General features: G+C 70.0%; 16 protein-coding genes. 8 read left to right on the top strand and 8 right to left on the bottom strand.

The window, feature by feature from the left end; translation table 11 throughout:
- Window positions 1–89 precede the first annotated feature (89 nt).
- Genes ACQP2T_RS41950 through ACQP2T_RS41960 form a run of 3 tightly spaced genes read left to right on the top strand, consistent with a single transcriptional unit; the run spans window position 90 to window position 2910 of the window.
- Window positions 90–1397, top strand: a complete 1308-nt coding sequence (locus tag ACQP2T_RS41950; RefSeq protein WP_433510401.1) for a hypothetical protein — start codon at window positions 90–92, stop codon at window positions 1395–1397.
- Complete coding sequence (locus tag ACQP2T_RS41955; RefSeq protein WP_433510402.1) at window positions 1394–2506, top strand: molybdopterin-dependent oxidoreductase; 1113 nt, start codon at window positions 1394–1396, stop codon at window positions 2504–2506. Before ACQP2T_RS41950 ends, ACQP2T_RS41955 begins: the two co-directional genes overlap by 4 nt.
- Window positions 2503–2910 carry a hypothetical protein gene (locus tag ACQP2T_RS41960; RefSeq protein ID WP_433510403.1) on the top strand — a complete coding sequence of 136 codons (408 nt, stop codon included), beginning with the start codon at window positions 2503–2505 and terminating at the stop codon, window positions 2908–2910. The genes ACQP2T_RS41955 and ACQP2T_RS41960 overlap by 4 nt, the downstream gene beginning before the upstream one ends.
- Here ACQP2T_RS41960 and ACQP2T_RS41965 read toward each other — a convergent pair.
- Both ACQP2T_RS41965 and ACQP2T_RS41970 read right to left on the bottom strand, forming a co-directional pair.
- Complete coding sequence (locus ACQP2T_RS41965) at window positions 2843–3502, bottom strand: glycosyltransferase family 2 protein (protein WP_433510404.1); 660 nt, start codon at window positions 3500–3502, stop codon at window positions 2843–2845. The genes ACQP2T_RS41960 and ACQP2T_RS41965 overlap by 68 nt on opposite strands.
- 17 nt (window positions 3503–3519) lie before the next feature.
- The gene (locus ACQP2T_RS41970; RefSeq protein WP_433510405.1) at window positions 3520–4515 is read right to left on the bottom strand and encodes an NAD-dependent epimerase/dehydratase family protein; all 996 of its coding nucleotides are present in this window, start codon (window positions 4513–4515) and stop codon (window positions 3520–3522) included.
- A gap of 389 nt (window positions 4516–4904) precedes the next feature.
- Between ACQP2T_RS41970 and ACQP2T_RS41975 the strand changes: the two genes are divergently transcribed.
- From ACQP2T_RS41975 to ACQP2T_RS41990, 4 genes are all read left to right on the top strand, one after another.
- Entirely contained in the window at window positions 4905–5864 is a 960-nt protein-coding gene (locus ACQP2T_RS41975; protein ID WP_433510406.1) for an AraC family transcriptional regulator N-terminal domain-containing protein, read from the top strand.
- A 147-nt stretch (window positions 5865–6011) separates the two neighbouring features.
- Window positions 6012–9227 (top strand): ATP-binding protein, encoded by a 3216-nt coding sequence (locus ACQP2T_RS41980; RefSeq protein ID WP_433510407.1) that lies wholly within the window; start codon window positions 6012–6014, stop codon window positions 9225–9227.
- 131 nt (window positions 9228–9358) lie between these two features.
- Complete coding sequence (locus ACQP2T_RS41985; RefSeq protein ID WP_433510408.1) at window positions 9359–10048, top strand: type 1 glutamine amidotransferase domain-containing protein; 690 nt, start codon at window positions 9359–9361, stop codon at window positions 10046–10048.
- 44 nt (window positions 10049–10092) lie between these two features.
- Window positions 10093–10527, top strand: coding sequence for a VOC family protein (locus ACQP2T_RS41990; protein WP_433510409.1), 435 nt, complete (start codon window positions 10093–10095; stop codon window positions 10525–10527).
- 25 nt (window positions 10528–10552) lie between these two features.
- Here the strand turns inward: ACQP2T_RS41990 and ACQP2T_RS41995 are convergent, their stop codons facing one another.
- The 6 genes from ACQP2T_RS41995 to ACQP2T_RS42020 all read right to left on the bottom strand — a co-directional run bounded on the left by ACQP2T_RS41995 (window position 10553) and on the right by ACQP2T_RS42020 (window position 17514).
- Window positions 10553–11602 carry a LacI family DNA-binding transcriptional regulator gene (locus ACQP2T_RS41995; protein WP_433510410.1) on the bottom strand — a complete coding sequence of 350 codons (1050 nt, stop codon included), beginning with the start codon at window positions 11600–11602 and terminating at the stop codon, window positions 10553–10555.
- 82 nt (window positions 11603–11684) lie between these two features.
- Complete coding sequence (locus ACQP2T_RS42000) at window positions 11685–12725, bottom strand: LacI family DNA-binding transcriptional regulator (RefSeq protein WP_433510411.1); 1041 nt, start codon at window positions 12723–12725, stop codon at window positions 11685–11687.
- Between the two features lie 81 nt (window positions 12726–12806).
- Window positions 12807–13895, bottom strand: coding sequence for a LacI family DNA-binding transcriptional regulator (locus ACQP2T_RS42005; protein WP_433510412.1), 1089 nt, complete (start codon window positions 13893–13895; stop codon window positions 12807–12809).
- On the bottom strand, window positions 13879–14793 hold the full coding sequence (locus tag ACQP2T_RS42010; protein WP_433510413.1) for a carbohydrate ABC transporter permease: 915 nt from the start codon (window positions 14791–14793) through the stop codon (window positions 13879–13881). The genes ACQP2T_RS42005 and ACQP2T_RS42010 overlap by 17 nt, the downstream gene beginning before the upstream one ends.
- Window positions 14790–15785 (bottom strand): ABC transporter permease, encoded by a 996-nt coding sequence (locus ACQP2T_RS42015; protein WP_433510414.1) that lies wholly within the window; start codon window positions 15783–15785, stop codon window positions 14790–14792. The genes ACQP2T_RS42010 and ACQP2T_RS42015 overlap by 4 nt, the downstream gene beginning before the upstream one ends.
- 40 nt (window positions 15786–15825) lie before the next feature.
- Window positions 15826–17514 (bottom strand): hypothetical protein, encoded by a 1689-nt coding sequence (locus tag ACQP2T_RS42020; protein ID WP_433510415.1) that lies wholly within the window; start codon window positions 17512–17514, stop codon window positions 15826–15828.
- 300 nt (window positions 17515–17814) lie between these two features.
- Here ACQP2T_RS42020 and ACQP2T_RS42025 point away from each other — a divergent pair, with 300 nt between their 5' ends.
- Entirely contained in the window at window positions 17815–19269 is a 1455-nt protein-coding gene (locus tag ACQP2T_RS42025; protein ID WP_433510416.1) for a glycoside hydrolase family 43 protein, read from the top strand.
- Window positions 19270–19338 lie beyond the last annotated feature (69 nt).

Consider the following 19338-nt stretch of genomic DNA (forward strand, 5'->3'; position numbering starts at 1 on the left):
GTGGCCGTCTCTTACGCTGTCTCTTACGGGGTTGTTACGGGTCGCCGTGGCGACGGCCTCAAGCGGGCAGAGGGTGACACGCTCGGTTCGTGAGCAGACACACGGTGTTCGCCGGCGCGACGCTGGTCGCCCTGGTGCTCGTCCTGATCAGGATGGCGTTGGGCGGGCCCGGCCTGCTCGGCTGGTACCTGCTGGCATGGGGCTTGTTCGCGGCCGCCTTCTGGTGGGCGCGCAAGGTGCCGAAGCGGGAGCTGACCCTGCTGGTCGTGGCGGGCGGGATCATGGTGACCGCCACCGGCCTGGTCGCGCCGCCGAGCACGAGCACCGACTCCTTCCGGTACGCGTGGGACGGCCGGGTGCAGGCAGCCGGGCACTCACCGTACGACTACACGCCCGCCGATCCGGCGCTCGGCCCGCTGCGCGATGACTGGCTCTTCCCCGATGACTGCGCCGCGCCCGACCTCGCCCACCTGGCGGAGGGAGTCTGCACGCGCATCAACAGGCCGCTCGTGCACACCATCTACCCGCCGCTGGCCGAGGGTTATTTCCGGCTGGTGCACTGGTTGTCGCCGGATGGGGCGCGGCACAAGCCGTACCAGGTGGGTGGCGCGCTGATGGCGATCGCGGTGCTGCTGGCGCTGTTGCGATGGATGGGCGTCAGACAGGCCGCGTGCTGGGCGTGGTGCCCGGCCGTGCCCGCGGAGGCGGTCAACAACGCGCACGTCGACATGCTGGGCGTGCTGCTGGTGGTGCTCGCCTTCTGCGTGGTCCGGGGCAGAGGGGCGCTGCTCGGCGCCGGGATCGCGGCCAAACTGCTGCCGGCCGTCACGCTTCCCGGCGCGCTGTCCGGGGTGTTGCGCGACGGGGTCGCCTGGCGGCGTGTCCTGGCGATCGTGCTGCCCGCCGGGGCCGTCGTCGTGCTGAGCTATCTGCCGTACGTGCTCGCCTCGCGGGCTTCCGTGCTGGGCTACCTGTTCGGCTACCTCCAGGAGGAGGGCTACGAGGCGCCGTCGGCGAGAGCGCGGTACGGGGTGTTGCGGCTGGTCATGCCGGATTCCTGGACGCCGTTCGCCGCCATCGCCGTCCTGGGGCTGGTGGTCTGGCTGGTGCTACGCCACGGCGACCCGGACCGCCCGTGGGCGGGGGCGCTGCTGGTCAGCGGATCGCTCCTGCTCCTGCTCACCCCGGCCTACTCCTGGTACGCGCTCCTGGTCGTCGCGCTGGCCGCCATGGACGGGCGATGGGAGTGGCTGGGCGTGGCGCTGGCCGGCGCGGTCGCCTACCTGTTCGGCCCGTCCACCCTGGCCTATGCCCTGGCCACGGTGGGGGTCGTCGCGGGCTGGGCCGTACGGCAGAGGCGAGCGGCCGGCACCCTCGAGGAGGCAGGAGCACGATGATGTTCATCCAGACGCTCTCGGCCAGATTCACCAGCCGCCTGAGGTCGGAGCAGGTGTCGGCCAGGCTGGGCATGTGGCTGGGGATCAGCTTCACGCTCGCCTTCGCGACGGGGCTGTTCAGCCACTTCACCCAGCATCCGCCCGCCTGGCTGCTGTGGCCGTCGCGGCCGGTCAACCTGTATCGCGTCACGCAGGGCCTGCACGTCATCGGCGGCATCGCCACGGTGCCGCTGCTCCTGGCGAAACTGTGGGCCGTCTACCCGAAGCTGTGGCAGTGGCCGCCGCTGCGCTCCGTGGGCCACGCGGCCGAGCGGTTGTTCGTCCTGCTCCTGGTGGCGGGGGCGCTGTTCGAGCTCGTCACCGGGCTGATGAACATCGCCTACGACTACGCCTGGCCGTTCGGTTTCATCCAGGCGCACTACTGGACGGCTTTCATCGTCTACGGCGCGCTCGTCGTCCACGTCGTCAACGAGTGGGCCAAGCTCCGGCGGCACCTGTGGACCAGGGTCCAGGAGCCTGACCGCCGTCGCTTCCTGTACACGATCGCCGCCGCCTGCGGCGTGGCCGCCCTGGTCACCGCGGGCGAGACCGTCGCCCCGCTGGGACGGCTGGCCGTACTGGCGCCACGCAACCCGCGCATCGGCTCCCAGGGGGTGCCCGTGAACAGGTCCGCGCTCGCCGCCGGCATCACCGGGGCGATCGGCGACCCAGGCTACCGGCTGGTCGTGATGGGCGCCGTCCGCACGCCGCTCTCCCTCACCTACGCCGATCTGGTACGACTGCCGCAGCACACGGTCAGCCTGCCCATCTCGTGCGTGGAGGGCTGGAGCGTGGAGTGCGAATGGACCGGAATCCGGCTGCGCGACCTGATCGCCCAGGCAGGCGGCGCCCCCGAGGCGTACCTGACGGTCGAGTCACTCGAACAGAACGGCTACTACCGCAGCAGCGAGATCCGGCCACCGCACTGGAACGATCCGCTGACCCTGCTCGCACTGAAGATGAACGGCCGGGCCCTGGACGCCGACCACGGCTACCCGGTCCGGCTGATCGCGCCGAACCGGCCCGGGGTCATGCAGACCAAATGGGTCACGAAGGTGAGGGTGTCATGAGGTGGCTCGGATACGCGTTCGGCGGCGCCCTGGTGGCGCTCGGCTTCGCCGGGCTGCTCATGGACAGCGACCCGCCCGGCTGGGCGTTGTGGTTCGGCGGCGTCCTGATCGCGCACGACGCCGTGCTGGCGCCCGCGGTGCTGCTCGCCGGCGTACTCGTGGCCAGGGCGGGCGCGGCGCTGAGGGCATGGCTGATCGTGGCGGGGCTGGTGACGCTCGCGACGCTGCCGACGGTCCTGGCGGTGGGCAGGCGGGCGGACAACCCGTCGATCCTGCCGTACGACTACGCGCTCAACCTGCTGATCGTCCTGGCCGGGACCGGGCTCGTCGCCGCCGTCATCCGTCTCGCAGGACGGCTCGCATGTCGGAGATCGCCCGAACGGTCCCGCGAACGGTCCCGGTGACCTTCGACCGCCCGCGACGGGCCAGGTAGTCGATGTCGACCTCGGCGATCCGCCACCCGCCGCCCGCCGCCCGCAGCACCATCTCCAGCGGGTAGCCGAACCTGCGGTCCCGCAGCCCGAGCGCGAGGAGTTCGGCCCGGCTGCAGGCTCGCATCGGCCCCAGGTCGTGCAGCGCCGCACCGGTACGGCGGCGCAGCTTCGCGGCCAGCACCGCGTTGCCCAGCCTGGCGTGCAATGGCCACGACGCGCCGGGCCGGCGCACCCTCCTGCCGAGCACCAGATCGCTCTCCCCGCCCAGGACCGGGGCGACGACCTCGGGCAACTGCCGCGGATCGAGGGAGGCGTCGGCGTCCATGAAGCACACCAGCTCGGACGTGGCGGCCAGCAGCCCCGCGTGACAGGCCGCCCCGAACCCGCGCCGCGGCTCGCTCACCACGAGCGCGCCCAACTCCGCGGCGATCTTCGCCGAGGAGTCGGTGGAGCCGTTGTCGGCCACGATCGGGCGGTAGCCCGGCGGCATCCGCTCAAGCACCCAGGCGAGGGCGGCTTCCTCGTTCAGGCAGGGCAGCACTACATCGATGGTCGTTGTCATGGCGTCCCCAGAGCTGGTCATGGCGTCCCCAGAGCGGCGGTGGCGAACTCCTTCATGCCGGTCTCGAAGCCGATCTCGGCCTCGAACCCGAGCTCGGCGCGGGCCCGGCCGGGCGCGGCGACGATGTGCCGGACGTCGCCCAGCCGGTATTCGCCGGTGACGACGGGCTCGGGCCCACCGCGCTCCGCCGCCAGGGCGGCGGCCATCTGCCCGACGGAGTGCGGGACGCCGCTGGCGATGTTGTACGCGACCAGGCCGCCCGCGACCGGCTCGGCCTCGGCGGCCGCCAGGTTCGCCCGCGCCACGTCGCGCACGTGCACGAAGTCGCGCATCTGACAGCCGTCCTCGAACACCCGGGGCGCCCGTCCGGCTTCCAGCGCCGACCTGAAGATGGCGGCGACACCCGCGTAGGGCGTGTCGCGCGGCATCCGCGGCCCGTACACGTTGTGGTATCTCAGCGCCACCGCGCTCCCGCCGGTCTCTCTCGCCCAGTTCGCGGCCAGGTGTTCCTGGGCCAGCTTGGTCGTGGCGTAGGCGTTGCGCGGGTCCATCGGCGCGTCCTCCCCGATCACGGCCGAGCGCACCGCCTCGCCGCAGACAGGGCAGGACGGGTCGAACCGCCCCCGCTCCAGGTCGGCCGCCGAGCGCGGGCCGGGCCTGACCCGGCCGTGTTCGGCGCAGTCGTAGGCGCCTTCGCCGTAGACCACCATCGAGGAGGCCATCACCAGCCGCCCGACGCGATGTGCGGCCATCGCGGCCAGCAGCACGGCGGTGCCGTACACGTTGACCGAGGCGTAGTCCGGCAGGTCGGCCACGTTCACGCCGAGCCCGACCTTCGCCGCCTGGTGCACGACCAGATCCACTTCGGGCAGCAGCCGATCCAGGGTGTCCCGGTCGCGCAGATCGGCCCCGTCGCGCAGATCGAGTCCCGACACCTCATGCCCGGCCGCCTCGAACGACTCGACGACATGACTTCCAATGAAACCGGCTGAACCGGTGACCATCACCTTCACCTAACTGACAGTAATGATCGGAACCGGTCGGCCGAAGGAGGCTGGGGCTCACGTTCGCAACCTGTAAGAACCTCGAAGAGAAAGCCGATCGTGGCGTTACCGAGGAGAAGGAGCGCACGGACAGGCGTCGGCGGTGAAACCCAGGTTCCTTGGGATGTGGAAAATTACATGGTCATCCCCACCGGGACTCCGGCAAGCTCCTCGCGGGCTCCGCGATCTGGGCGACGTCCTCGAACGAGGGCCCGAAATGACTATCCGAGCTCCTCAGCGGAGCGAGGGCCGCGTCTCCAGCTTTCGCCAGGCGTTGCGCTGACCTGACAGCACGTGCTGGAGTCGGGATCGGGACGCAAGATGTGCTTCACATATTCGTGGCCGCAGGAAGGCTCACCATGACGACCTCGGAGATCGAGCACCGCGAGAGTTCGGCGGACCTCATCTCGGTGCTGGACGCGCGCACGCCCAAGACCGGCGGCAACGACGGCGGCTGGCCAGGTCTGACTCTTTACCGCTTCACCGAGCCGGTGGCTCCCGCCTGGGAGGAGATTCAGTCACTGTCGCTCGGGATCGTTTCGCAGGGCAGCAAGGCGGTGATCGTGGATGGCAGTCGCTACGTCTATGACCCGTTCCATTACCTCGTGCTCGGCGGCAATCTGCATTTCCAGGCCGAGATCCTGCAGGCCAGCCCCCGCGAGCCGTTCCTGTCCTTTGTGCTGGAGATCGATCCGGCGCTGGTGCGAAAAGTCTCCACCGACATGCTCGGCCGGCGCCCCAGCGCGTTCGGCGCGGTTTCGGAGCCGGGCGAGGCCGACCGGTGCGTCGTCTCCCCCCTCGATCCAGAGCTCATGGCGGCGGTCCTGCGGTTTCTGCGCTCGCTCGACAGCGGCGCCGATCGACGGGTGCTGGCGCCGATGTGCGTGGAGGAGATGGTCTATCGCGTCTTACGCCGCGAGCAGTTCTCCCGGATGCTGCACCTCGCGGCCAGGCAGGCCGCGCGCACCCCGATCTCCGCCGCGCTCACATTCGCCCGAGCGCACTACGCGGAGCCGTTGACGGTCAATGACCTGGCCAAACAGGTGGCCTTGAGCCCGTCCGCGTTCTCGGCCCTGTTCCGCGAGGCCACCGGCCGCACGCCGTATCGGTTTCTCAAGGACTACCGGCTCGACCGGGCGCGCGAGCTGCTTGTCGATCGCCGGATGACGGTCTCCGAAGTGTCCCGTCACGTGGGCTACGCGAGCGTTTCGCATTTCATCAAGGAATTCCGCAACCGCTTCGGAGATACACCGGCGGCCTACGTCGACGCGCACAACCTGGAGGCAGAGCTACGCAGGATGCGCTCAGACGTCGAGTAAGGCCGGCCGCACTGACCGCCCATAGTCATGGATTTCCTATACGGGTTCAGCGTCGTAAACTCATCCCGCGCAGGGTGGGTACGTACGACCGTGGCCCGCACAGTCGGCGATCCGTCATATCAATCCAGGGGGTTGGCAGGCGTGGCTGTGCCAGTTCGTCCGGGGGGCGGCGAGGCCGGGCCGGCCTCCGGCGTACGTCTGCAGATTCTCGGTCCGTTGCGACTTTGGCGTGATGGTGTCGAGCTGGACACCGGCCCCCGGCAGCAGGCCTACCTGCTCGCGCTGCTCCTGGCCCGTGAGGGCCGGCTGGTCAGCACGAGCGAGCTGGTCGAGCTGATCTGGGACGGCGGCGATCCCGCCAGTGCCGTCAACGTCATCCACAAGTATGTCGGCGCGCTGCGGCGATTACTCGAGCCCGCGCTGCCGATCCGCGGCACCGGCTCGTACCTGCGGCGGAGGGGTAACGGGTATCTGTTCGTCGCCGGGACCGGCATGCTGGATCTGGTCGTCTTCCGGCAGCGTGTCCAGGCCGCCGGCGCGGCACTCGCGGAGCAGCGGCGCGAGGCGGCGCTGGACTCATACGTGGCGGCGTTGGAGCTCTGGCAGGGCTCCGCGGGCGAGGGGCTGGCCTACGGACCGGCCGCGATGTCGATCTTCGCAGGGCTGGATGACGAGTTCTTCGCCGCGTGCGCGGCGGCCGCCGAACTTGCGATGTCGCTGGGCCGGCCGGAGCGCGTGCTGCCCCACGTGCAACTGGCCGCCTCGATGGCGCCGCTGCACGAGCCCGTGCAGGCGAGTCTCATCTCCACCCTGGGCGCCGCCGGACAACCGGCGCAGGCGCTGGCGGTATACCGGACGGTCCGTACGCGTCTGGTCGAGGAGCTCGGCATCGATCCCGGCCCGGCGTTGCGGGCGGCGCACCGGCGGGTGCTGAGCGAGACTTCGACGACGGCCGATGGGCAGCCGTCGACAACGGGGCAGACGGCCGCGGCATCCGAGCCGCAGCCTGCCGGTGGCCTGGTCGGCCGGGCCGAGGAACTCGCGGTGCTCCGGCAGGCGGCGGAGTCGGCGATGGCCGGAGGCAGAGGGCTCGTCGTCGTCGACGGCGAGCCGGGGGTGGGCAAGACCCGCCTGCTGGAGGAGATCGCCGCCGAGGCGGATCGGCGTGGTGCGCTCGTCGTCTGGGGCCGGTGCCTGGAGGGCGAGGGAACGCCGTCGATGTGGCCGTGGGTGCAGGTGGTCGGCACGGTCCTGGAGGCGCTGCCCACGGCGGCGCGGGCGAAGTGGCTCTCCGGCGCGCTCGGCCGGCTCGTCGACCCGCGCGAGCACGGCATCGACGCGCCGACGCTGTCGGAAGGCGGCGCCCAGTTCCGCCTGTTCGAACGGGTCGTGGCCGCCATCGGCGAGCTCTCGGCGCGGCGGCCGGTGCTGCTCGTCATCGACGACCTTCAGTGGGCCGACGTCGCCTCGCTGCATCTGTTCAGCCATCTGGCGGCCCGGCTGCCGGGTGGCGCCGTGATCATCGGGGCGCTCCGCGACCGCGCGCCCGTGCCAGGCACGGAGCTGTCGCGGATGCTCGCCGCGGCGAGCCGGGTGTCCGGCCAGCGCCGCGTCCACCTCGGCCCGCTCAACCTGGCCGAGGTGACCGAGATCGTCCGTGGCGAGATCGGCCAGGTCCCGGGCCCGGACGCCGCCAGTGGCATCCACGCCCGTACCGCCGGCAACCCGTTCTTCGTCCGGGAACTGTCCCGGCTGCTCGCCGACGGCGGCGCGCTGACCGCGGACGCCGTGGCCCGGGCAGGAGTGCCGTCCACCGTGCGTGACGTCGTACGCGACCGGATGGCCGGTCTCGACGACGGTGCCCGGGGCCTGCTCCAGATGGCCGCGCTCATCGGCCGGGACGTCGACCTCCGCCTGCTCACCCGCACCGCCGGCCTCGACATCCCGACCTGCCTGGACCGCCTCGAACCGTTGGAGGCGCTCGGCCTGCTCGGGCCGGCCCTCGATGACCCGTACTCGTTGCGTTTCGCGCACGACCTGGTCCGCGAGTCGGTCGCCGGGACCACGCCGCGGCGGCGCACGCCCCGGCTGCACCTGAGCGTCGCGGACGCGCTGGAGGGCATCGACTCCGAGGGCGAGTCCGGCGCCGAACGCCTCGCCTACCACCTGTGGGCGGCCGGCCCGCTGGCGGACCCGGCCCGGACCGCGGGGGCCCTGGTGCGCGCGGGCCGCCGTGCGGCGGCCAAGTCCGCGTTCGAGGCCGCCGAGCGGCAGTTGCGGACGGCCGCGCAGGTCGCGCGGACGGCGGGCCTGGCCGAAGTGGAGTTGTCCGCGCTGTCGCAGCTCACCGCGGTCGTCGGGATGCGTTCGATGTACGGGGCCGCGGCACTCGAGCTGCTCGAACGCGCCGAGCACCTGGCCCGTGACCTCGGCCGGGAGCTGGAGGCCACCGACTTCCTCTTCTCCCGCTGGGTCGTGCACGCTCAGGGCATCCAGCTCGACCGCAGCGGCACGCTGGCCCGCCAGCTGCTAGATCACGGCCAGGCGTCCAGCGACCCGATCGTGTACGCGTACGGCCTGGAAGCCTGGGGCCTTCACCAGTGGGACGTGGGCAACATCGGGGAGGCTTTCCACTTCCTGAACAAGTCCCACCAGATCATGCTGAACGGCCTCGCCAGGCGCGAGGAGAACCCGGTCCGGCACGACCTGCAACTGCTCATGGCCGGAATGCTCGCGGAGATAACCGCGCTCCATGGTGACGTCGAAACAGGGCGGGCGCTGCTCGACAAGCTGGAGACCGAGGCGGGCGACGCCACCTACGCGGTGACGATCTGGTCCGCCATCGCCGTGCGGATGGCAGCGATCAGCGGTGACCCGGCCGGGGCGTTCCGCGCGGCGGAGCGGGGGATCGCCGCGGACCCCGAGTTCTCCTTCGTCTTCCTTGGCACCTACCAGCGGCTGGCCCGGTGCTGGGCGCTGGCCATGACCGGCGAGGACCCGGCCGGCGCCGCGGCGGAGGCCGAGCGGATCATCGTCGCGCACCTCGTCGACCCGCCGCTCTCGTGCGTCGCCACCTGGTACGGGCTGCTCGGCGAGATGCGGCTCGCCGCCGGGATGCCGGCCGAGGCCGCCGCGGCGCTGGACCGGGCCGACTACTACCTCGACGCCTACGGCCAGCGCTACTCGGAAGGGCTGATCCTGCTGCTACGAGCGCGACTGCTGCAGGCTCTCGGCGAGCCCGTCGCGGTCGTCCGGGCCGCCGCCGAGAAGGCCCGGGTGTTGTCCGCCGAACGTGCGGCCCATCTGTTCACCCGCCGCGCCGAGGAGTTCCTGGCGGAACTCGGCGCTGATCGCGCCCGGTGATGGGTTGAGTACGGGTTCACTAGTCATCAACAAGGGTGTGCGCGCGGGTTCCACTTGCCGTCCAGTAGCCGTCAAGCACGTACCTCGTATGTTTCGGGCGTAGCCGACGAACGACACGAGGAGCGGGAACCGTGAAGGTTTTGATCGTGCTGACCTCGCATGACCAGCTGGGTGACACCGGACGCAAGACCGGGTTCTGGCTGGAGGAGCTTGCCGCGCCGTACTACCACTTCAAGGACGCCGGGTGGGAGATCACGCTGGCCTCACCGAAGGGCGGGCGGGCGCCCTTGGACCCGAAGAGCAATGAGGAACAGTTCAAGACCGACCAGACCCGCCGGTTCGAGGCCGACGCCGCCGCCGAGGCTCAGCTGGACCAGACGGTGCGGCTGGAGTCGGTGTCGGCCGACGACTTCGACACGGTCTTCTACCCGGGCGGGCATGGCCCGCTATGGGACCTGGCCGAGGACGAGGCGTCGATCAGGCTGATCGAACGGATCGTCGACACGGGCAAGCCCCTGTCGATGGTGTGCCACGCGCCGGGCGCGCTGCGTCACGCCAAGAAGCCGGACGGCACCCCACTGGTGGCCGGCCGCAGGCTGACCGGCTTCACCGACAGCGAGGAAGAGGCCATGGGCCTGACCAAGGTCGTGCCCTTCCTGGTGGAGGACGAGCTCATCGCCAAGGGCGCCGACTTCTCCAAGGCCGGCGACTTCGCGTCGTACGTGGTGACCGACGGACTGCTCATCACCGGACAGAACCCCGCCTCCTCCGGACCCGCCGCACTCGAGCTGATCGCACTGGTCGGCAAGAGCGCGGCCTAGCCCTCCCGTCAACTCCCGAATGACTCACAGATGAGGAACCACGAATGAGCGATGCCACCGCACCCCCCTTCGCCGGCCTGGCCCATTTCGCCTTCACCGTCAGGGATCTCGAGGCCAGCGTGGCGTGGTACCAGAAGGTCTTCCAGGCCGAACTCGTGAACGGCAAGCTTCCCCACTACGGCCGCGAGTGGACCGGATACGCGGAGCTCGTCATCGAGCCCCGCACCGGCCTGGCCATCGGCCTGCACCACAACGCGGGCAACCAGGGCGAGGAGTTCGACGAGGTGCGGACCGGCCTCGACCACATCTCCCTGAAGGTGGACGGCCGCGAAGGACTGCTCGCCTGGTCGGACTGGCTCGACAGGCTCGGCGTCGCGCACTCCGGCATCCAGAGCGTGAAGGAGCCCTTCGTCTACTCGGTGGTCATCTTCCGGGACATCGACAACATTCAACTCGAGGTCATGGCCGTCGGCGTCTGACGCTGTCACCGCCAGGCGACCCTGGTCAGTCGCCTGGCGGTGGAGCGGTGCTCTGCCGGATCGTGAGGGTGGTGGCCAGTTCGAGGCCGGTCCGCGGCGTCTCCTCTCCGCGGCCCAAGGCGAGGGCCAGTTCGGTGGCGGCCGCGGCCATCTCGGTCAGTGGCTGGTGAACGGTGGTCAGCGGAGGATCGACCAGGGCGGCCACAGGCAGGTCATCGAAGCCCACCACGCTCAGGTCCGCCGGGATCCGCAGCCCCAGCGCCCGCGCGGCCTGGTAGACGCCGAGCGCCTGCAGGTCGTTGCAGGCGAAGATCGCCGTGGGGCGCTCCGGGCGGTTCAGCAGGTCGAGCGCGGCCACGCGGCCGTCCTCCATGGTGAGGTCGGTGCGTACGACGAGGTCCGCGTCCACCGGCAGGCCGGCGGCATCCAGCGCGGAGCGATAGCCGTCCAGCCGGGCCCGGCAGCACAGCACCTCGTCGGGGCCGCTGATCATCGCGATCCCGCGGTGTCCCAGCTCGATCAGGTGACGGGTGGCCGAGCGGCCGCCGGACCAGTTCGTCGCTCCCACGAAAGGGACGTCGTCCGGCAGCTCGGTGGTGGGGTCGAAGACCACGAACGGGATGCCTCTGGCCCGCAGCTGCTCGCGCTGCTCCTGCGACAGCTGCGCCACCGTCACGACGCAGGCCGGGCGGCGGGCCAGGGTGTCGTCGTTCGGGTAGCCGACCGCGTCACCCCGCGGGCCGAACTCCGTCAGCACGACTCCGACCCGCTGCCGGCGGGCCACCCGCTCGACGCCGCGGATGATCTCGATGCCCCACATGTCTTCGAGCTCGTCGAAGACCAGTTCCATGATGTTGCTGCGGTTGGACCTGCGGTAGCCGTACTCGTTGATCAGCGCCTCGACGCGGGCGCGCGTGTCGGAGGACACGCCGGAACGGCCGTTGATGACCTTAGAGACCGTCGGGATCGACACCCCGGCGGTCTCGGCGATGTAGGAGATCGTCACGGGTCTGGCCGGATCGCCGCGCGGGCGTTCCCGGTCGGCCACCGGTTCGCCCGACTCGGCGTACGACAATGGGGCTTCCCTCCCTCACCGCCGGCCCGGTGCGGTCACCCGTCGCGGGCCCGTTCTCGGCGCAAGAATAACCTGTCGCGCCTCACCCCTTGGGGGGAGCGGTGCTGTTCCGGACCGTGAGTGTGGTGGCGATTTCCAAGCCGACCTGTGCCGGTTCCTCGCCCCGGCCGAGAGCCAGTGCCAGCTCTGTCGCGGCCACCGCCATCTCGGTCAGCGGCTGGTGGACGGTGGTCATCGGCGGGTCGACCCAGGCCACGACCGGCAGGTCGTCGAAGCCCACCACGCTCAGGTCGTCCGGGATGTGCAGGCCGAGCTCGCGGGCCGCCTTGTAGACGCCCAGCGCCTGCAGGTCGTTCGCGGCGAAGATGGCCGTAGGGCGGTCGGGGCGAGTCAGCAGAGCCTGCGCCGCGGCGCAGCCGTCCTCGCTGGTGAGCGGGGAGTGGACGATCAGGCCGGGGTCCACGGGCAGTCCGGCCGCCTCCAGCGCCGAGCCGTAGCCCGCCTGGCGGGCGCGGAAGCACGAGACGTCCTCCGGTCCGCCGATCATGGCGATGCGCCGGTGCCCCAGCTCGATCAGGTGGCGGGTCGCGGATCGGCCGCCCCGCCAGTTGGTGGCGCCGACGAACGGCACGTCATCGGGCAACTCGGCGGTCGGGTCGAAGACGACGAAGGGGATGCCTTTGGCTTTCAGCTGGTCGCGCTCGGCCTCCGACAGCTGGGCCACCGAAAGTACGCAGTGCGGGCGCCGCTCCGTCACGTCGCCCAGGGTGCGGCCGGGGGCGTCATGGAGACCGAACTCGGAGACCATGACCCCGACCCGGTTCTTGCGGGCCACCCGCTCGACGCCTCGGATGATCTCCACCGCCCACATGCTCTCCAGCTCGCGGAACACCAGCTCCACGGTATTGTTGCGGCTGCCGGGCGGCTTGCGGTAGCCGTACCTGTTGATCAGCTCCTCGACGCGGGCCCTGGTGTCGTCGGACACTCCCGTCCGGCCGTTGAGCACCTTCGAGACGGTGGGGATCGACACGCCCGCCGACTCCGCGATGTAGGCGATGGTGACCGGCCCCTGCGCGGCATCCCGCGGACCCTGGCCGTTGTCCGCCGGTAGGTTGTCCGCCACGGCGCTTTCCCCCGTCACCATCTCGTTACCGCCTGCCTCGCGGGAGGACATCCGCCCCGCCCGCCGTCGCCGCCGCCGCTTTCATACTGGCAGATCTGAGGGACCGCCCAGCGCGCCGCCGACCGCCGGCCCGCCGGTGAACCTGGCTCCCGAGGAGCCCCGTACGACGAGCCTCGGCGGAATCAGCGTGGCCCCGGCCATCGGCCGGCCGGACAGTCGCGCCATGGCGAGCCGGATGGCGCCGCGGCCCATCTCCTCCGCGGGGATCGGCACACTCGTGAGGCGCGGCGAGGTCTGGAGCGCCACCTGGTCCGGGCAGATCGCGACGACCGACACGTCCTGCGGAACGCCGCGCCCGAACTGCCGCAGCAGGTTCATCAGCGGGCCGACGGCCTCCTCGTTCTGCACGACGATCCCGCTCGTCGCGGGCCGCTCGTCGAGGATCCGGGTGAGCGCGTGCGCGGCCGAGTCGAAGGTGCCGTCGCACGGGGTGTGCGTGGCGCGCAGGCCGCGTTCCCGCGCCCGGTTCATGAAGCCGCTGACCGTACGGGCGGCGAATCCGGTGCGCCGGTGGTAGACGCCTGCGCTGAGGCCGATCAGCGCGACGTCGTCGTGCCCGAGGTCGGCCAGGTGGTCGGCGCAGACCCCACCGGCCGCCTCGAAGTCCAGGTCGATGCTGGCCAGGTCACCGGGCTCGGAGGGGAGTCCCACCGTCACGGCGGGCATGGACATCTCGCGCAGCACCGGAATGCGCTCGTCGTGGAGCTCGACGTCCATGAGCACGGCGGCGTCGGCGAGGCCGCTGGCCGCGACCCGCCGCACGCCGTCCGTGCCCTCGTCTCCGGTCAGCAGCAGGATGTCCTTGCCGTGTGTACGCGCGGCGGTGGTCATGGCCATCAGGATCTCCATGATCACCGGTACGTACATGCCGGTGCGCAGGGGCACCATGACCGCTATGACGTTCGACTGGCTCGACGCCAGTGACCGGGCCCCGGCGTGCGGGTGGTAGCCGAGGTCCGCGACGGCCCGCATGACGCGTTCCCGGGTCGGCCCGGAGATCCGGCGCTTGCCGCTGAGCGCGTAGGACACGGTGCTCATGGACACACCGGCGTGCGCGGCGACGTCCGCGATCGTCACCCCCGCCGCCCGGCCCTCAGCCCTTGATGGCACCCGTGAGAGCTCCCTTGGCGAAGTGCTTCTGCATGAAGGGGTAGACGATCATGATGGGGATCAGCGTGAGGACGACCACCGCCATCTGCAGGGCCAGGGGCGCGGGCTGCCCGTGACCCGCCACGTCGTGGGCGGCGGCGGCACCGGGCATGAAGGCGCCCTGGTTGACGTACTCGTACAGCACATACTGGATGGGCCATTTGCGGTCGTTGGCCGGCATGTACAGCATCACGTTGAACCAGCTGTTCCAGTAGCCGACGCCGTAGAAGAGGGCCATCACCGCGTTCACGGCCTTGGAGGTGGGCAGGACCACCGACCACAGGATCCGCCAGTCGCCCGCGCCGTCGATCCGCGCGGCGTCGATCAGGTCGCGCGCCGTGCTCATGTAGAACGCCCTGATGATCAGGATGTTGAACACCGACACCGCGCTGGGCAGGATCAGCGCCCAGTACTGCTCGTAGCCGCCGAAGAGGTTGGCGACCACGATGAACGTGGGGATCAGGCCGCCGCTGAAGAACATCGTGACGACGAAGGTCAGCAGGATCGTACGGTGGCCGAAGGAGTTCTGCCGGGACAGTCCGTACGCGCAGAGCACGGACACGACCATGGAGATCGCCGTGCCCACGAGCGTGATCCCGAGGGCGATGATCATCGCTCTGGTCACCACCCCGCCGCCCAGCATCTCGCTGTAGGCCTGGAGGGTCAGCCCGTGGGTGGGGACGATGACGATCCCGCCGGCCTCGTTGATGGAGGCCTGCGTGGAGAAGCTGGTGATCACCACGCAGTAGAGGGGAACCAGGATCAGCAGCAGCACGACGGCCAGGCTCAGACCCTTGGTGAGCTGCCCGAGGACGGTGGGCTTCTCCTCCCACACCGGGCGCGAGGATGTGATGGTCACTTGCTCCTCCTGTACATGCCGTCTTCGCCGAGGAGGTGCGCGACCTTGTTGGCCGCGAGGATGAGGATCAGCGACACGACTCCCTTGAAGAGCCCGGCCGCCGCGCCGACCCCGTAGTTGTTGGCGACGACGCCGTAGTAGTACGCGTACGTGTCGAGCACCTCGGACACGCCCGAACCGACCCCGTTGCGCTGGATCAGGAACTGTTCGAAGCCGACGCTCAACGCGTTGCCGAGGCGCAGCACCAGCATCAGCACGATGACGCCGCGCATGCCGGGCAGCGTGATGTGCCACATGCGGCGCCAGCGCCCGGCGCCGTCGGCCGCCGCGGCCTCGTAGAGGCTCGGGTTGATCCCGGCGATGGCCGCCAGGAAGACGATGATCCCCCAGCCGGCCTCCTTCCAGACCGCCTGCGCGGTGACCAGGTACTTGAAGGCGCCGGGATCGGTCATGATGCCCCAGGTGCCCAGGTCGTGCAGGCGCAGGAAGTGGTTGAGCACACCGGCGCCGCCCAGCATCTCCTGGAACAGCGTGATGACGAGCACCCAGGAGAAGAAGTGCGGAAGGTACACGACCGCCTGGAAGAACGAACGGACCTTGGAGCTCAGCACCGAGTTCAGCATGATCGCGAGGGCGATCGGGACCGGGAAGAAGAGGACAAGCTGGACGAAGCTCAGAACCAGGGTGTTCTGGAGCGCGTGCCAGAAGTTCGCGTCCATGAAGAGCTGCTGGAAGTTGTCCAGACCGGCCCAAGGGCTGGCGAAGAAGCCGGAGATGTAGTCGTAGTACTGGAACGCCGTGACCGTGCCGAACATCGGCAGGTAGTTGAAGGCGATGATCAACGCCAGCGCCGGCAGCGTCATGATGATCAGCGTCTTGTCGTGGCGCAGGCGTACGCGCCAATTCAGCCCCGGCTGTTTCGCGCCTTTCCCTCCGGCGGCTCCCTCACCGACGTCAGGACCTGCCGTCCCGCCCCTGGTCAGCGTTGCCACAGCGTCCTCCTCGCCGGACCGTCCGGCCGTTCGGCGGCCGTCACTGTCCGGTGCCGTACTTGTCGAGGACATTGGTCTGGTACCAGGCGATGAGCTGGTCGCCGCCGGCCGCCTTCCACGTCTTGACGGTCTCCTTGAAGTCGGCGACCGTCTTGGTCCCGCAGGTCACCTGAGTCATGATGTCGATGACCTGCTGCGCGGTGTGGACGCTCGCGAAGCGGCTGGGGACGGTCACGTTCATGTTCCAGAACACCGGTTTGACGGCGTACTTGACCGCGTCCGCCGACCAGGCGCAGTAGGCCTGGGTGATGGCGTTGAAGCCGGGATTGCTCACGACGCTCTCGGGCGCGCACAGGAACTGGTAGGTGACCTGGTTGGCTTCCTTCCGCCCCTTTTCGGTGTACTCCGGGCCGTTGTCGCCCCTTTTCCAGTCGACCCCTTCGACGCCGTAGTTGAGCAGCGTGTACTCGTAGGTGCCGAACGGCGCGGCCAGGAAGTCCGCGATACGCAGGCACTCCTCGATCTGCTTCTGCGACAGACTCTTGTTGAGGTAGCTCATCTGGCTCGTGGGCGCGCCCAGCAGGATCGTGGGGGTGCCGCCGTCCGCCGAGAAGACCTTGAACGCGCCGCGTACGTAGGATGGCTCGGCCGCCATGCCGGTCTGCGCGTCCATGACGTTCCAGCCGCCCTTGCCACCGGGCTGCACCAGCTCCTTGCCGCTGTAGAAGCGCTGCGTCGCGCTGCTGGTGTCGTTGGCCAGGGCGTTGGGGTGCACATACCCCGACTTGGCGAGCTTGTAGGCGAACTCCAGCGCCGCCTCCATCTGGGGTGACTCGTAGCTGCTGTGGAGCTTGCCGCCTTCCACGTAGAACTCGGACGGCACCTTGTACATCTGCTGGAGCATCAGCCAGAGGTTGTCGAAGGCCCACACGTTGGACTTCGCCGCGGTCAGCTGGCCACCCAGGTGGTACAGGTCGTCGGCGGACCTGACCTCGTCGGGGTTGATGCCCCGGGCGTCGAAGACGTCCTTGCGGAAGTAGAGGACGCCGGCCAGCTCCTGCTCCGTCGCGAACGACGGGATGCCGTAGAGCTTGCCCTCCCACGCGCCGGCCGCCCAGCCGCCGGTGGGGATGGCGGCGAGGTTCGGATATTTCTTGATGTTGCCGCCCGACAGGTACGGCGTCAGGTCGGCGAACCTCTTGGCGGCCAGCTCGCCTGTGTTGAACATGGCGTTCCACCAGGTGGGCAGCTGGATCCAGTCCGGCAGCTTGTCGCCGGCGACCAGCGTCGGAATGGTGGTCGCGTACGTGTTGCCGTTGGCGGGGCTGACGACGAGCTCCGCGCCGAGCGCCTTGTTGACGGCCTGGTAGTACGCGTTGCCCGAGCGGGGTATCGAACCCCACAGTGGCGTGATCGCCTTGTAGGTCCCGCCGGCCCCGGGAGTCTGCTTCACGGTCTTGACCAGATCGGCCGGATAGTTCAGGAACCCGGGGGTGGTCCTGGCTCCGGAGGCGCCCGGGACGCTCGCGAGGTCCGGCTTCACTCCGCCGGTCGAGGGCACGTACTCGGGCAGCACCGCCGCGAGCCCCTTCTTGTCGCTGACGCCTCCGGCGGTACCGGAGCCGCCGCAGGCCGCGAGCAAGGGCGTGGCGAACGCCGCGGCACCCAGCGTGAGCGCGGAGTCACGCAGGAACCCTCTGCGGCTGAGCCCTGTGGAGTCATTCCCCATCGGATGAGCCTTTCTCGTGGAAAGTTTCCGAAGCGTGGCAGCCGACATGGAGCACCCTGGTGGCACGGAGGAGTGCGGCGCGATGCCCGGACTGCCCGACGAACGCCCTCGGATCAGCCGCGACCATGCGGAAGAGGGAGGCGTGTGGTTGTCGAAACGCTTGAATGTTGCCGTGAGGTTAAGCGCCTCCCGCGGCGCCGCGCAAGGGTCTCGCCCAGAAACATAAACATCTCACGATGTTTCTATTGCCATGAAACTTTCTCTTGACGGCCCGACCGGTGCGTGCCAGCGTCGAGACGCATGACGAACCCCGTGATCCCGGGCTTTCACCCCGATCCGACGATCTGCCGCGTCGGACCGGATTACTACCTGGCGTGCTCCAGCTTCGCCTACTTCCCGGGCGTCCCGATCTTCCACAGCCGCGACCTCGTGAACTGGGCCCAGATCGGCAACGCGCTGGAACGGCCGAGCCAGCTGCGCCTGCCGGTCACCGGCTCGTTCTCCGGCGGCGTCTACGCCCCCACCCTGCGCCACCACGACGGCCGGTTCTGGCTGATCACCACGAACGTGGACGACGGCGGGAACCTCCTGTTCACCGCGACGGATCCCGCCGGGCCCTGGTCGGATCCCATCCGGGTCCCGGGAGTGACCGGCATCGACCCGGACCTGGCCTGGGACGATGACGGCAATTGCTGGTGCACGTACGCCGGGATATGGCAGGTGCGGATCGACCCGGAGAGCGGCCGCACCTTCGGCTCGCCGCGACGGCTCTGGTCGGGCACCCCGGGGGCGCTGGCTCCCGAAGGACCTCATCTGTACCGGATCGACGACCAGTGGTACCTGCTCATCGCGGAGGGCGGGACCGAGCGGGGCCACAGCGTCTCCATCGCCCGCGGCCCGAGCCCGCAGGGCCCGTTCGAGCCGTGCCCCGCCAACCCGATCCTCACGCATCGCAGCACCGACCGGCCCGTCCAGAACACCGGCCACGGCGATCTCGTGCAGGCGCCCGACGGGTCGTGGTGGCTGGTGCTGCTCGGCGTCCGGCCGCGCGGCGGCACGCCCGGCTGGCATGTCCTCGGGAGGGAGACGTTCCTGGCGCCGGTGCGCTGGGCCGACGGCTGGCCCGTCATCGGCGAGCTGACGTCCGCCGTCGACGCCCCCGCACCGCCTGTACGCGATGACTTCGACCAGGAGGAGCTGCACCCACGGTGGCTGTCACTGCGCGGCCGTTCCTCAGAAGTGTGCACTGCCGGGGAGCGTCCCGGCTGGCTGACGCTGCACGCGCGCGGCGCCTCGCTCGACGAGCCCGACGTCACCTTCGTGGGACGGCGTCAGCAGCATCTCTCGTGCCGGGCCCGGACGTTGATCGACCCGGCCGACGGTACGGGCGGGCTCTGCGTCCTTCAGGACGACCGCCATCACTACGAGATCGAGGCCACCGGAACCGAGGTCCGCGTCACCGCGAGGGTCGGATCGCTGCGCACGACGGTCGCCGCCCAGGCGGTAGCCCCCGGCCCGGTGGTCCTGCGCGCCGACGTCCTGGCGAACAAGGGCGGCGGCGACGCGCGGGCCGAGCCGGACACCCTGGAGCTCGGCGTGGAGGACGAGGACGGCGCGTTCACGGTTCTCGCCTCGCTCGACGGCCGCTACCTGTCCACGGAGGTGGCGGGCGGATTCACCGGCCGGGTCATCGGCATGTACGCGGCCACCGGCACCGTGCGCTTCGACTGGCTCGACTACGAGCCCGCCGACTGAAACTTTCAGCCCCTTGGCCCGATGAACCCCAGGCCCGCGCGATCACCGGCACGGACGCGTTGACGGCTC

It is taken from the genome of Nonomuraea sp. CA-143628 (assembly GCF_050942315.1).
Classification (GTDB): Bacteria; Actinomycetota; Actinomycetes; order Streptosporangiales; family Streptosporangiaceae; genus Nonomuraea.

Coding starts and splice junctions, on each gene's coding strand:
- ACQP2T_RS41955 (WP_433510402.1), top strand. CDS start 1,394: ATGATGTTCATCCAGACGCTCTCGGCCAGATTCACCAGCCGCCTGAGG.
- ACQP2T_RS41960 (WP_433510403.1), top strand. CDS start 2,503: ATGAGGTGGCTCGGATACGCGTTCGGCGGCGCCCTGGTGGCGCTCGGC.
- ACQP2T_RS41965 (WP_433510404.1), bottom strand. CDS start 3,502: ATGACAACGACCATCGATGTAGTGCTGCCCTGCCTGAACGAGGAAGCC.
- ACQP2T_RS41975 (WP_433510406.1), top strand. CDS start 4,905: ATGACGACCTCGGAGATCGAGCACCGCGAGAGTTCGGCGGACCTCATC.
- ACQP2T_RS41990 (WP_433510409.1), top strand. CDS start 10,093: ATGAGCGATGCCACCGCACCCCCCTTCGCCGGCCTGGCCCATTTCGCC.
- ACQP2T_RS42020 (WP_433510415.1), bottom strand. CDS start 17,514: ATGGGGAATGACTCCACAGGGCTCAGCCGCAGAGGGTTCCTGCGTGAC.
- ACQP2T_RS42025 (WP_433510416.1), top strand. CDS start 17,815: ATGACGAACCCCGTGATCCCGGGCTTTCACCCCGATCCGACGATCTGC.